This window comes from Pantoea sp. OVA07A (genome assembly GCF_019969975.1).
Taxonomy (GTDB): Bacteria; Pseudomonadota; Gammaproteobacteria; order Enterobacterales; family Enterobacteriaceae; genus Pantoea; species Pantoea agglomerans.
Genome location: NZ_JAHXYM010000030.1, coordinates 1 through 300 on the forward strand (window position 1 = coordinate 1; position 300 = coordinate 300).

Sequence of the window (300 nt, forward strand, 5' to 3'; positions counted from 1 at the left end):
GTTTATCTGTTTTTTTCTGAAATACCTCAGAGCATACCGGCGACGGTGTGCTGCGACGTATTATGCTCTTTAACAATCCGGAACAAGCTGAAAATTGAAACGACGCAGCGCGTCATTCCTCCGTAATTAAGGAATGACAAGGCGATGCGTTCGAGTCTCTCAAATGCTTGCAGCACGCAGCGTTGAAAAACGCCTGTGGGTTGTGAGGTTAAGCGACTAAGCGTACACGGTGGATGCCCAGGCAGTCAGAGGCGATGAAGGACGTGCTAATCTGCGTAAAGCGACGGTAAGGTGATATGA

At 49.0% G+C, this 300-nt stretch carries 1 rRNA gene; it reads left to right on the plus strand.

Annotated elements, in window-relative coordinates:
- Positions 1-206: 206 nt before the first annotated feature.
- Positions 207-300: ribosomal RNA gene (locus tag LC417_RS22340) — 23S ribosomal RNA — on the plus strand; the annotation flags it as partial.